11 protein-coding genes are annotated in these 12320 nt (G+C 54.1%); 8 read left to right on the forward strand and 3 right to left on the reverse strand.

The window, feature by feature from the left end:
• Position 1 precedes the first annotated feature (1 nt).
• A complete protein-coding gene (locus tag FQ179_RS01400; protein WP_149395480.1) occupies positions 2-793 on the forward strand; it encodes an amino acid ABC transporter ATP-binding protein in 792 nt (263 codons plus the stop codon).
• 150 nt (positions 794-943) lie between these two features.
• The gene (locus FQ179_RS01405; protein ID WP_149395481.1) at positions 944-1885 is read left to right on the forward strand and encodes a sugar kinase; all 942 of its coding nucleotides are present in this window, start codon (positions 944-946) and stop codon (positions 1883-1885) included.
• A gap of 196 nt (positions 1886-2081) precedes the next feature.
• Here FQ179_RS01405 and FQ179_RS01410 read toward each other — a convergent pair whose 3' ends face one another.
• Both FQ179_RS01410 and FQ179_RS01415 read right to left on the reverse strand, forming a co-directional pair.
• Positions 2082-2696, reverse strand: coding sequence for a bifunctional 4-hydroxy-2-oxoglutarate aldolase/2-dehydro-3-deoxy-phosphogluconate aldolase (locus tag FQ179_RS01410; RefSeq protein ID WP_149395482.1), 615 nt, complete (start codon positions 2694-2696; stop codon positions 2082-2084).
• 130 nt (positions 2697-2826) lie between these two features.
• Positions 2827-3759, reverse strand: a complete 933-nt coding sequence (locus FQ179_RS01415) for a LysR family transcriptional regulator (RefSeq protein ID WP_149395483.1) — start codon at positions 3757-3759, stop codon at positions 2827-2829.
• Between the two features lie 257 nt (positions 3760-4016).
• On the opposite strand from FQ179_RS01415, the gene FQ179_RS01420 reads away from it, so the two are divergent.
• From FQ179_RS01420 to FQ179_RS01435, 4 genes are all read left to right on the forward strand, one after another.
• Complete coding sequence (locus FQ179_RS01420; RefSeq protein WP_149395484.1) at positions 4017-5231, forward strand: ABC transporter substrate-binding protein; 1215 nt, start codon at positions 4017-4019, stop codon at positions 5229-5231.
• A 35-nt stretch (positions 5232-5266) separates the two neighbouring features.
• A complete protein-coding gene (locus tag FQ179_RS01425; protein WP_149395485.1) occupies positions 5267-6760 on the forward strand; it encodes a CoA-acylating methylmalonate-semialdehyde dehydrogenase in 1494 nt (497 codons plus the stop codon).
• Positions 6761-6833: 73 nt separating this feature from the next.
• Positions 6834-7784 (forward strand): CysB family HTH-type transcriptional regulator, encoded by a 951-nt coding sequence (locus FQ179_RS01430; RefSeq protein ID WP_149395486.1) that lies wholly within the window; start codon positions 6834-6836, stop codon positions 7782-7784.
• 824 nt (positions 7785-8608) lie between these two features.
• Positions 8609-9010 carry a DUF2325 domain-containing protein gene (locus FQ179_RS01435; protein ID WP_255474790.1) on the forward strand — a complete coding sequence of 134 codons (402 nt, stop codon included), beginning with the start codon at positions 8609-8611 and terminating at the stop codon, positions 9008-9010.
• A 349-nt stretch (positions 9011-9359) separates the two neighbouring features.
• Here the strand turns inward: FQ179_RS01435 and FQ179_RS01440 are convergent, their stop codons facing one another.
• Positions 9360-10040, reverse strand: a complete 681-nt coding sequence (locus FQ179_RS01440) for a C40 family peptidase (RefSeq protein ID WP_149395487.1) — start codon at positions 10038-10040, stop codon at positions 9360-9362.
• Positions 10041-10444: 404 nt separating this feature from the next.
• Between FQ179_RS01440 and FQ179_RS01445 the strand changes: the two genes are divergently transcribed.
• Together FQ179_RS01445 and FQ179_RS01450 are read left to right on the forward strand one after the other, a co-directional pair.
• Entirely contained in the window at positions 10445-10852 is a 408-nt protein-coding gene (locus FQ179_RS01445; protein ID WP_149395488.1) for a heme-binding protein, read from the forward strand.
• A gap of 11 nt (positions 10853-10863) precedes the next feature.
• Positions 10864-12213 carry an MFS transporter gene (locus tag FQ179_RS01450; protein WP_149395489.1) on the forward strand — a complete coding sequence of 450 codons (1350 nt, stop codon included), beginning with the start codon at positions 10864-10866 and terminating at the stop codon, positions 12211-12213.
• The last annotated feature ends 107 nt before the right edge of the window (positions 12214-12320 follow it).

A 12320-nucleotide genomic window follows, 5' to 3' on the forward strand; every position in this document is an offset into this window, starting at 1 on the left:
CATGTCTGACGTTAACAGCAATCGTACAGCGCCCGTGGCCCGGGCGCTTCCTGAGGGCCAACCAATTATCGAGATCGAAAAACTCAATAAGTGGTATGGCGATTTTCATGCGCTCACCGACATCGATCTGACGGTCGCTTCCGGTGAACGCATTGTCATCTGTGGCCCTTCAGGGTCAGGCAAGTCAACGCTAATCAGGTGCATCAATGCCCTTGAAGCAATACAGAAGGGCCGTATTGTAGTTAATGGCATTGATTTAACCGCCAATGCACGCAATGTCGAGGCAGTGCGTCAAGAAGTGGGTATGGTGTTTCAGCAGTTCAATCTGTTTCCTCATATGACTGTGCTGCAAAACTGCATGCTGGCACCCATGCGTTCACGCAAGATCAGCAAGGCAGCCGCTAAAGAGATTGCCATGCAGTATCTGACGCGTGTGCGTATTGCGGATCAGGCAGAAAAATACCCCAGCCAGCTTTCAGGTGGCCAGCAACAGCGGGTCGCTATTGCGCGCGCTTTGTGCATGACGCCCAAGATCATGCTGTTTGATGAACCCACGTCGGCACTTGACCCCGAAATGGTCAAAGAAGTGCTGGACACCATGATAGGCCTGGCGCAAGACGGCATGACCATGCTGTGCGTCACCCATGAAATGGGGTTTGCTCGCAGTGTGGCCGATCGGGTTATTTTCATGGCAGACGGGCAGGTTGTAGAACAGGCACCGCCAACCCAGTTTTTCAGCAACCCTCAGCACGACAAGACGCGCAGCTTTCTGGGTCAGATACTTAATCATTAATCATCGGATGGTACCGGTCCGGGCTTGTGGTGCAGCTTGGTGCCGTGCTTGATGAGGTGTGGACTTATGTCTGCCATGTCTTGCCACGTGCCTGGCGAAGTTTGGCCTTGAGTCTGCCATGCCTTGTCCCTGAATAAATCGGAGAGTAGTTTGAATAACAAGCTGGATGTGGTCACGTTTGGTGAGGCCATGATGCTGTTGGTGGCCAATGAGCCAGGGCCGCTTGAAGATGTCGACGTATTTCACAAGCGTACGGCAGGGGCAGAAACCAATGTTGCCATAGGCCTTGCCAGGCTAGGGCTTAGCGTAGGCTGGGCTTCCAGATTGGGCCAGGACTCCATGGCGCGCTATTTGCTGCAGACCATGCAGTCTGAGGGCATTGACTGCTCTCACGTTGTTTGCGATCCCACGCAGCGCACTGGCTTTCAGTTTAAAGGGCGCGTTCACGATGGCAGTGACCCTCCCTATGAATATCATCGCAAAGGCTCGGCAGCCAGCCTCATGCGCGTGTCAGACATCGACAGGCAATGGCTGTGCTCGGCGCGTCACTTGCATGCGACGGGTGTGTTTTCGGCCATTTCCGAAAATTGCTTTGAGCTTCAGCGCACTGCCATGATGCTCATGCGGGAGGCCGGCCGTACGGTTTCCTTTGATCCCAATCTTCGCCCTGGCCTGTGGGCATCCACTGAAGCCATGCGTGATGGCATTAATCAGCTGGCGTCCATGGCGCACTGGGTGTTTCCAGGCCTTGACGAAGGAAGGCTACTTACGGGGCATAACCGTCCTGAAGACATAGCCGCGTTTTATCATGCCCTCGGCGCAAAAGTGGTAGTTATCAAGCTTGGCGCCGAAGGTGCGTTTTATTCCGCGAGTGACGGTAGCGGCTATGTGCCCGGGGTCCGGGTTGAGCGCGTTGTCGATACCGTGGGAGCGGGAGACGGTTTTGCCGTGGGCGTGATCAGCGCTCTGCTTGAAGAGCTGCCTTTGCGCCGCGCGGTAGAGCGGGGTACCTGGATTGGCGCCAGGGCGGTGCAGGTGCTTGGCGATACTGAAGGGCTACCTACGCGAGCAGAGCTGCTGGCGGCGCTTTGATACTCAATTCACCCTCAACGGTTGATAAGCCGTTGAGGAGAAAGGGCAAGGCCCACTTTGACATCGCGTGTCCGTTATTTTGGCCGCAGGGGTTATGGAACAACCCTCATTCAGCTGCACACGTGAATTAGCCTGCGAGTCTGAGAGCAAACTGCAGTTTATGGCTGATAGTCAGAGAAAGACCGTATACACCGGGTTATGTACAGGCTTCACGGGCCAGTGCGGCAATGACGTCCCAACGTTTTTCAGCAACAGCGGCCTCGGGCGTTAACCATGAGCCGCCCACGCACTTAACATTGGGGAGCGCCAGATACTGGCGGGCATTTGTGGCATTAATACCCCCAGTGGGGCAGAACACGATATCTGGCAAGGGGCCATACAGGGCTTTTAGCAGCCCAACACCGCCAACTGCTTCGGCCGGAAACAGCTTTTGCACGCTAAACCCCTGGTCTGCGGCAAACATAGACTCTGAAGCCGTGGCGATGCCGGGTAAAAAAGGTACCCCAAACTGATGCGCAGATCTGGCCAGCGATGGCGTCAGGCCCGGGCTGACGCAAAAGGCTGCCCCCGCCTCAATGGCTGCTTCAAACTGAGCCGGTGTGCGTACGGTGCCGGCACCCACCAATGCGTCGGGCACTTCCTGGCTGATCAGCCGTATTGCGTCCAGCGCGTGCTCTGAACGTAGGGTAATCTCAAGTGTGCGCACACCACCTTGAATTAATGCGCGCGCAAGATCGACGGCAGTTGTTATGTCTTGGATCACCATAACTGGCATGACCTGGCTTTGTTCAAGCAGTTCTAGGGCATTCATTGAAACGTTCTCGCTACGTGGGAAGGCCCGCGGCCGTGAAAGCCTGGGCAACTGGATATACATGCCGGGTTGAGCAGTGTCGTCAGCGTGTGCATTCTATTGTAGACGGGACGCGAGACATCGTCGGCGACTACAAAGCGTCGCCTTCAAGATACAGCAATTGTCCCGAGTTGCCCTGAAGTAATGCTTTGTTTAATTGCACGGATTTTTTCAGATAGTCCCACAAGGCCATGACTCGTGTGGAGTGCCTGAGGTCTTCGTGGCAGTACATCCAGAAGCTGCGGGTAATGGTGATTTCGTCATGCAGCACCGGTGCGAGCCTGGCGTCTTGTTCGGCCATAAAACAGGGCAAAATTGCCAACGAGCGGCCTTGCAGCAAGGCATGATACTGAGCGATGACACTGGTGCTTTTGAAGATGACGCGGTCAGTGGGTACGATGTCTTCCAGATAGCGCAGCCTGTCACTGAAAAGCAGTTCTTCAACGTAGCCGATAAAGTCGTGCGCGGCCAGATGTGCCTTGCTGCGTATAGGAGCGCATTGCGACAAGTAGGTTTTGCTGCCGTAAAGCTTTAACGAATAATCCAACAGTTTGGTGCAGAGATAAGGCCCGCGTTGAGGACGCTCTAGTGAAATGGCGATGTCAGCCTCTCGCTTGGAAAGGCTGATAAAGCGTGGCACAGGCATAATGTCCAGTGTAAGTGCAGGGTAGCGACGCTGAAAATCCATCATAAGTGGGGCCAGCACATAGCTGCCGAAGCCTTCAGTAGACCCTACCCGCAAGTGGCCTGACAGGGTCTGCGATTGGCCCGATACCTCTTCACGAGCCTTGAGCACCGTGCCTTCTATTTGTTCTGCATAGGCAAAAAAACGTGTGCCCTCCTCAGTGAGTGTGAAGCCGGTAGCCTTAGACTTGTCAAAAAGACGCGTGTTAAGTTCGCGCTCGAGCGTCTGTATGCGGCGCGATACGGTGGTGTGTTGCACCCCCAACCGCAGCGCCGCCGCACTGACTCGCTGAGTGCGGGCAACTTCGAGAAAATACCGCAGACCATCCCAGTCAAGCATGTGTGTTCCGTTGTGCAAAAATTAGCATTGAATGTGCAAATATTGTGATGGTAAATACTTTTTTACACAACTACACTGGTTACATCAGCCTAAAACAGGCTGAGTCGCTTCGGCAATATGCCAATGCAATGCTACACGGTTGAGCATGCGCATCATGGCTCACGCCGGTACGGCATAACGCATGGCGTGGGTGCCATGTCTGAATACAACGAGAAAGCGCAAAATAAATACATAGCGCAAAGCAAACAGGAGACAAAATGAACAAGTTCACTGTGTCAGCAACAGCTGCTCTTTGCATGGGCCTGGGCGGAATCGCCCACGGGGCCGATAAGCCACCCGTCACAATAGGCGTGCTCACTGATATGTCAGGCACCTATGCCTCAATGGGTGGGCCCGGCTCGGTGGTCGCTGCTCAGCTCGCCATTGACGATTGTCTGGCTGCCGAATGCAAAGGTATGAAAATCGATCTGGTGTCGGCTGACAACCAGAACAAGGCTGATGTAGGGGCCGCGAAGGCGCGCGAATGGTTTGACAGAGATGGCGTAGATGCCATTGCCGACCTGACCAACTCTGCCGTGGCACTTGCCGTTCAGGCAATTGCCAAAGAGAAGGATAAAGTGGTGATGTTTTCAGGCCCAGCGACGACTGGCCTGACCAACGATCAATGTTCGCCGGTCGGCTTTCACTGGATGTTCGACGTGTACTCACAGTCGGTGGGTGGCGTCAAAGCCATGATCGACAAGGGCGGTAAGTCGTGGTATTTCATTACTGTTGACTATGCATTTGGCCACTCGCTCGAAAAGGGTGCAGCCGGTATGGTCAAAAAGCTGGGCGGTACTGTTGTAGGTTCGGTGCTTCATCCGCTCAATACATCTGACTTTGCGTCGTACCTGCTGCAGGCACAGAGCTCAAAGGCTGATGTGGTGGCACTGGCTGACGGCGGCGGCGACGTTGTCAACGCCATCAAACAGGCCCGCGAGTTTGGCATCGTAGCCGGCGGTCAGCGACTGGCAGCGCTGCTTGTGTTCTTGTCAGACCTTCGCGCATTGGGGCTTCAAACCGCGCAAGGCCTGAGCTATGTTGATGGGTTCTACTGGGATTTTGACGACGCGTCACGAAAATGGTCTGCCCGTTTCGCTGAAAAATTTGAAAACAAAAAGCCGACCATGACCCAGGCTGGCGTGTATTCCAGTGTGCTGCATTACCTGAAGTCTGTTGCCGCCAGCGGTTCGGTTGAGGGCAAGGTGGTGGCTGACCAAATGCGCCAAATACCAATTAAAGATCCAATTATGCATAACGCGTCCATTCGAGCCGACGGTCGCGTCATACACGATATGTATTTGTATGAAGTAAAAACACCGGAAGAGTCTAAGGGAGAATGGGATATGTCCAAACTGCTGGCAACCATACCCGCCGCAGACGCGTTCCAGCCTTTATCTGAGTCAACTTGCCCACTGGTCAAGAAGAGCTGATTGTTTAAATACATAATTTGTCCAAGGAGACAACAATGAGTGCAGTCCCCCGTATCCCATTATTGATCGGCGGCAAGCTGATGCAGTCGAAAACAACTGAATGGAGGGATGTGCTCAATCCCGCTACCCAAGAAGTTGTTGCGCAAGTGCCGTTTGCCACCCAAGAAGAGCTGGACCATGCAGTCGCGAATGCCAAGGAGGCGTTTAAAGCCTGGCGCGAGACCAGCCAGTCTAAACGCACCCAGATCATGATGAACCTGGCGCGTTTGGTTCGTGACAACATCAAGCCTCTGGCCAAGTCAATCTCGCTTGAACACGGAAAAACCTTGCCTGATGCTGAAGGCGAAGTTGGGCGTGGTCTTGAAGTTATTGAGCACGCCTGCGCCATGACCTCGCTGCAGCTGGGCGAATACGCCGAGAATGCTGCTACCGGTATCGACGTTTATACGCTGATTCAGCCACTTGGCGTGTGTGCGGGCATCACCGCATTTAACTTTCCCATCATGCTGCCGTGCTTTATGTTCCCCATGGCGATTACGGCAGGCAATACCTTCATACTGAAGCCCTCTGAGCAAGACCCCAGCTCGTCATTGATGCTGGCTCAGCTAGCCCTCGAGGCCGGTCTGCCACCGGGCGTACTCAACGTCATTCATGGTGGCCCCGACACCGCCAACGGGCTGTGCGATCACCCTGATATCAAGGCCATCTCATTTATTGGTTCCACCCATGTTGGCACGCACATTTATGAGCGCGCCTCAAAAGCAGGTAAACGCTGCCAGTCCATGATGGGCGCCAAGAACCACTGCGTCATTTTGCCCGATGCCGACAAAGAGGTTGCCCTGAACCAGTTGGTAGGAGCAGCCTTTGGTGCTGCAGGCCAGCGCTGCATGGCAACCTCCGTGGCCGTACTGGTGGGCGAGGCCCGCGACTGGTTGCCCGATTTTGTCGAGCGCGCCAAAAAGCTGAAGGTAAACATTGGATCCGATAGCAGTGCAGACCTCGGCCCGCTGGTGTCACCCACTGCTCAGAAGCGGGTAGAAGGACTGATCCAGAAGGGCGTAGACGAAGGTGCCGAGCTTCTGCTTGATGGTCGAAACCTGACGGTGAAGGGTTATGAAAAGGGTAACTTTGTCGGGCCGACCATATTCAATGGTGTCACGGCTGACATGACGATATATCGCGAAGAGGTATTCGGGCCGGTTTTGTGTGTGGCGGGGGTAGATACGCTTGAAGAGGCGGTCGACTACATCAACCAGAACCCCAACGGCAACGGCGTGGCGATATTTACGCAGGATGGCGGCGCAGCCCGCTATTTTCAACACAATATAGATGTTGGCCAGATCGGCATCAATATCCCCATCCCCGTGCCAGTCGCATGGTTTAGTTTCACGGGCTCGCGCGCTTCCAAGTTGGGCGACCTTGGCCCCAATGGCAAACAGGCTGTTCATTTTTGGACACAAACAAAAACCGTGACGGCACGCTGGCAGGCACACGCGCAAGGCGTGAATACCACCATTTCCATGAAGTAAGCTTATAACCAATAACTATATATTATTCTTTCTATATTACATATAATAGCCCTTCCTAAAGGGCTATTTTTTTATGAATCTTCAGCAATTTCGCTTCGTACGCGAAACAATACGACGTAATTTCAATCTTACCGATGCGGCACGTGCGCTTTTTACCTCTCAGCCGGGTGTATCCAAGTCTATTATTGAGTTCGAAGACGAGCTGGGCATCAAGATATTTGAGCGTCATGGCAAGCGCATTAAGGGCCTTACCAAACCTGGTCAGTCAGTCGCCCTGGTTATAGACCGCATCATGCGCGAAGTCGATAACCTCAAAAAAGTAAGTGATGAGTTTGCCCGACGCGATGAGGGCAGCCTGGTTATAGGCTGTACCCACGCACAGGCGCGCTACATTCTGCCAAAGGTTATTCCACAGTTTCGCAAGCGCTTTCCGAAGGTGCACGTTTCGCTCGCTGAGGGCAACCCACCCCATTTGGCCAAGCTGGTGCTGCACGAGCATGCCGATGTAGCAATAGCCACAGAAACCCTGGCACATACCCCGGGCTTGGCCGCCATGCCCGTGTACTCATGGGAACACACCATTGTTGTCTTGCCTGACCACCCGTTGGCTCAGCTTAAATCCAGCGAAGCCAAAAACATCACGCTTGAGGCCATTGCCAAATACCCTATTGTTACTTACGACCATGCTTTCTCTGGTCGCAACTCCATAGACCAAGCGTTCTCGGCTGTCGGGCTCGTGCCTGACATCGTTCTTGAGGCCATTGATGCAGATGTCATTAAAACCTATGTCGACGTAGGGCTGGGCATTGGTATTATTGCCGGCATGGCGTACGACCCACGCCGTGACAAGGGCCTGGTTGGTCTTCCGGTAGGGCATCTGTTTGGTACGCACACCACCCGCGTAGCGGTCAAGTCTGGCGTGTTTCTACGCGATTACGTGTACGTGTTGCTCGAAATGCTGGCGCCAGCACTTACACGCGAAGTGGTGCAGGAAGCCATAGATCGCAGCCCCAAGGCCGAATAGCAGCCCTGGCGTTGGCGCCTCGCCGCCCTGACGTCGCCTTCTCGCCGCAGCCATGCTCTTCTTACGCGTGGCGTGGTGCTGCGCTGCCGCGCAGCACCTCTGTCGCAACGCATAAGCCATATCGAATACTTACCCCGAGTTGTTCCACGGTACGCTAATAGCGGGGCTGTCAGCCGTCGCGAGCAGGCAGCTTCCCGGCAGTATTCGTATCATTAATGTCGCGTTGCCTTACCTAGCCGCCGTAGCTCCCAAATCGGCACCGGCAAAACAACCAAAAAATACATGTAACAGCCACCCCGAATAGACACCCCAAATAGACGCACCGCAGCCTTCGTGCGAGCTGGGGCTGTTTGCCGGCCGTCATGCGGTCGGGCAGTGCCCGACTTCCCACACGCCCATACCTGATCGGGGCGGCCGCAAAACTCGCGGGGTCTGGAGCCCACTGGGCTCCAGACAAGCGTCCCGCTCGAACAGTTGCGGCCTTGCATCCCCGCTCAGGCACGTGCGCGCGGCGCATTCCTAATCCCGGCAAACAGCCCCAGCTCGCAGGAAGGCGTCAGAAGAACCAATCGCAGCAATAACCGGTTTGCGGCCACCCTAACAATGCACGCGCGTTCGGGAAGTCGGACACCGCCCGAACGAATCACAGTCATAAACCACCCCCCGCTCACCCGAAAGCGACCAACTTGTAGGTCGCCGCATCGTGACTTGACGTCGATTTCTCAACTTTAACGCCCTCGATGTAGTTTTTTACAATCACACTGATTGACAATCTTAATAAGAATGATTATCGTTACGTCACCTTCTTGTTTCGGAGCACATTTATGTCTCAACCAGTCAGCGCAATCGTGGTCGGTGCAGACCGTCTAGGCAATATCCCCGAACTATTAAAAGGGCACAACATCGCTATTCGTCACCACATCAGTGGCCGCGATCCCTCACACCAGAAAAAAACCCTGCAACTTCCCTCTGGTACTGATCTACTCATTTTGCTTACCGATTTTCTCGGGCACAACGTCATGAAGACATTCCGGTCGGCTGCACAACGTGCTGGTATACGTGTATTGGCTTGTCGGCGTTCGGTTTGCAGCATGAAACAGGCGCTTACCCAATGTGGTTACTGTGAGGCCTGCTCACTCGAGCCGCGTGCAGAGCAGCCTGTGCAGTTTATCTCCAAGTCAGGCAACGCTGGCAGCAAACGCGCAAGATTACGGCAGGCCCATTAGTGCAGGCTAAACCTCGACATAATGCGAGCATCAGTTTTAAGGCGGCGTAAGCCGCCTCTTTTTTATGTGTTCAGCAACGTGCTTTGTTTCAAGAGCTCACGGGCCTGCATGCGCAGGCAAGGGTGCATGCCAGCTACCGGTTTGTATTGCGGCAAAGGCCTACGTTTTTCACACCCGGCCCCTAGGGTAACGAGATACAGACCTTAAAAAACGCAAAAAAACGCCTGTTTGCACTGGCTGCTCGAGGCGTTCTTTGATTAGATACTGCTTTTTAAAGACGTTTTCAGGCTATATGGGCTAACTACGCGATCTTTGCAGTGGCCGTGTTTGTGTTTTGGCGCACGCTATGTCAGGGTTTATGCAGACGTTTGCGGGTATGTACGCTTACCTGCGATGCCTGCTTATGATCGCTACTTGCATCAGCTAACTTGTTGGCCTCTATGGCCAGGCGGTCGGCATCGTTGTGGCGAATGGCAAGCCGGCGAGCACCGTTATAGCGTTTGCGCCAATAATTGATATCCATGCTTTCAATGCGTACTACAGCACCGCTACGTGGGGCGTGCAAAAACTTGGAGTTACCCAGGTAAATACCCACATGTGAAAAACGTCGGCCCAGGGTGTTGAAGAACACCAGATCACCGCGCTTGAGTTCATCAAGATCTATCGATTCGCCTTGGCGAGCTATGTCGGCAGACTGGCGGGGTAGCTTCAGACCAAGCGATTTTTCAGCTGCATAAATGACAAGACCGCTGCAGTCAAAACCTGTATTGGGGGCGTCGCCGCCATAGCGATATTTGATGCCCAGCATTTTGAGGGCTGTGGCGACCATGGCCTCTTTCTGGGGTTTGTTTTGGGGTGTGGAGTACCGGCGCTCTTTGGAGGCCAGGTAGGCACCTAGTGGATCAGATTGGGTTTGCGACAGGTAGTTGTCGCGAATGAGGCGACTGGCGCTGAGGTCGGCCTCGGCTGTTTGCAGCGAGTTATCCGTTGTGGCGCAGCCGGCAAGTGCCAGCGCAGACAGTACGAGCATCGCCCGAACACCGCGCAACAAGTAACTGGAAAGAATGTATGAGGATGGGCGATATGAGTATTGTGGCGGCATGAGCTAACGGTTCGCACTTGGGCAATTGGGTGATTTTGCGTTGTGTTGCGCGAATTTAATGCTATTTAGCAGAAAAAAGCTGCGAACTGCGTTTAAATCACCGTCTTTGCACAAATTAAACTTTAAGGAATCCGGCAAGTTTAACGAAACCTTTTGCATGCGTAAAGGTCTTTTACCAGTTTCCTTGGAAAGTCCGGCCATCCGGGTGGTTGGCCATTGCAATTTTCTGCTGACTTTACTCAAGCCCAGAGGCGAGATAGTCTATAGTCCAATTGTGGTGACGCATTGGGTGTCATCATGTAATAAGTCAATATTTTTCAGGAAGTTTGTTCATGAACACCAAACCCGTATTGTCCCTCTCCGATGTGCAATCCATGCTGGCCGCCGCTGAAAAACACGCAATTCAAAATAAATGGCCAGTTACCATCGCGGTCGTTGATGACGGTGGCCATATGTTGGGTTTGATTCGTCTTGACGGCGCGGCGCCTATATCCGTAAAGATCGCAACGGCCAAGGCACATATCGCTGCAGTAGGGCAGCGCGAATCGGGTGCTTACGAGAAAGTCATCAATGATGGCCGCACTGCATTTCTGTCTGCACCAGGTATCGAAGGCATGCTCGAAGGCGGTGTGCCTATCGTGGTTGACGGGCAGGTTGTTGGCGCAGTGGGCGTATCGGGTGTCAAATCTAATGAAGATGCAGAAACTGCCCGTGTAGGTATCGCGGCGCTTAAGCATTAATGGTTGACGGCATGCCGCCTGAACAGGGCGATGCCGAGTCGTGTAGCGGGGGCTTCGTGCCCCCGTCTGTGTTGCAGCAGGCGCTAAAGCCGGGTGTTACACGGCGCGAAGTCTGGGCTTGGGCCATGTACGACTTTGCCAACTCTGGTTACACCACGGTTGTACTCACAACCGTATTTAGCGCTTATTTTGTAGGCGTGGTTGCCGAAGGCAAAACATGGGGCACATTGGCATTTACTGCGGCGCTGTCTCTGTCGTATTTGTTGGTTATGTTAACCATGCCGGTGCTTGGCGCGCGGGCCGACGCCAGGGCAGGCAAGCGGCGCCTGCTGTTTACCAGCACGGTGGGCTGTGTCATCGCCACCGCGTTATTAAGCTTTTCCGGGCCGGGTAGCATAGCCTGGGGCCTTATTATTCTCGCCATATCAAATTACTGTTATTGCGTAGGCGAATCTATCGTGGCGGCATTTTTGCCGGAAATCGCTCAGCCGCAGGCTTTGGGGCGCGTATCGGGTTGGGGCTGGAGCTTCGGGTATTTTGGCGGCATGCTGACCCTGGGCTCATCACTGGGCATTGTTTCGTGGGCGACTGCTGCCGGGTACCCGGCAAGCGAGTATGTGGGCTATGTCATGCTGCTTACGGCTGCTGTATTTGCGGTGGCCGCAGTGCCGTCATTTTTGTTTCTGCGTGAACGCACTCCTGCAACACACAAGCCGGTGGAACCAGTGGCCGCACGATTGCGCGCTGCCTGGCGTGATACCAGCCAGAATTTTCCCGACTTTCGTTTGCTGCTGTTTTGCGGCGCATGCTATTACGCCGGCATCTCCGTCGTAATTACCTTATCGGCCGTCTATGCCACGCAAGCCATGGGCTTTACCATGGCGCAAACCATGCTGTTAGTATTCACTGTCAATATCGCGGCAGCAATCGGTGCCTTTTTGTTTGGTTACGCGCAAGACAAAATCGGCCACAAAGTCGCCTTGTCCATCACGCTGGTGGGCTGGGTGGTCATGATACTGATCGCCTTTCTTGCGATCCAAGTGTGGGTATTCTGGATTGCGGCTACGCTTGCCGGTTTGTGCATGGGAACCAGCCAAAGTGCGGGCAGGGCCATGGTAGGCGCGATGGCGCCAGAGCGTCGTCTGGCAGAGTTTTATTCTTTGTGGACATTTGCCACGCAGCTGGCGGCTGTGGTGGGGCCTTTGTGCTATGGCTTGGTTACGTGGAGCACAGGTGGCAACCACAGGCTGGCACTATTGTTTACGGGGCTTTTTTTTGTTGCCGGGCTAGCCGTGCTTTCGCGTCTGAATTTTGCGCGCGGGGCCGCCGCACGCGATATTATGGTTTATTCGTCCGACTAAAGGGCGGTCAGCTGCCCCAAAATTTTTAGGCTGTCAGGCTGAAGTAAGTATTGCGCGCTAGGGTTAGTAACGAAGCAGATACCAGACTAAAAGCAACCAGGAGGCAG

The sequence above is a fragment of the Pusillimonas sp. ANT_WB101 genome (assembly GCF_008369125.1).
In the GTDB taxonomy this organism is placed as follows: domain Bacteria; phylum Pseudomonadota; class Gammaproteobacteria; order Burkholderiales; family Burkholderiaceae_B; genus Allopusillimonas.

Coding starts and splice junctions, on each gene's coding strand:
- FQ179_RS01400 (WP_149395480.1), top strand. CDS start 2: ATGTCTGACGTTAACAGCAATCGTACAGCGCCCGTGGCCCGGGCGCTT.
- FQ179_RS01435 (WP_255474790.1), top strand. CDS start 8,609: ATGTCTCAACCAGTCAGCGCAATCGTGGTCGGTGCAGACCGTCTAGGC.
- FQ179_RS01415 (WP_149395483.1), bottom strand. CDS start 3,759: ATGCTTGACTGGGATGGTCTGCGGTATTTTCTCGAAGTTGCCCGCACT.
- FQ179_RS01445 (WP_149395488.1), top strand. CDS start 10,445: ATGAACACCAAACCCGTATTGTCCCTCTCCGATGTGCAATCCATGCTG.
- FQ179_RS01425 (WP_149395485.1), top strand. CDS start 5,267: ATGAGTGCAGTCCCCCGTATCCCATTATTGATCGGCGGCAAGCTGATG.
- FQ179_RS01430 (WP_149395486.1), top strand. CDS start 6,834: ATGAATCTTCAGCAATTTCGCTTCGTACGCGAAACAATACGACGTAAT.
- FQ179_RS01410 (WP_149395482.1), bottom strand. CDS start 2,696: ATGAATGCCCTAGAACTGCTTGAACAAAGCCAGGTCATGCCAGTTATG.
- FQ179_RS01450 (WP_149395489.1), top strand. CDS start 10,864: ATGCCGCCTGAACAGGGCGATGCCGAGTCGTGTAGCGGGGGCTTCGTG.
- FQ179_RS01440 (WP_149395487.1), bottom strand. CDS start 10,040: ATGCTCGTACTGTCTGCGCTGGCACTTGCCGGCTGCGCCACAACGGAT.
- FQ179_RS01420 (WP_149395484.1), top strand. CDS start 4,017: ATGAACAAGTTCACTGTGTCAGCAACAGCTGCTCTTTGCATGGGCCTG.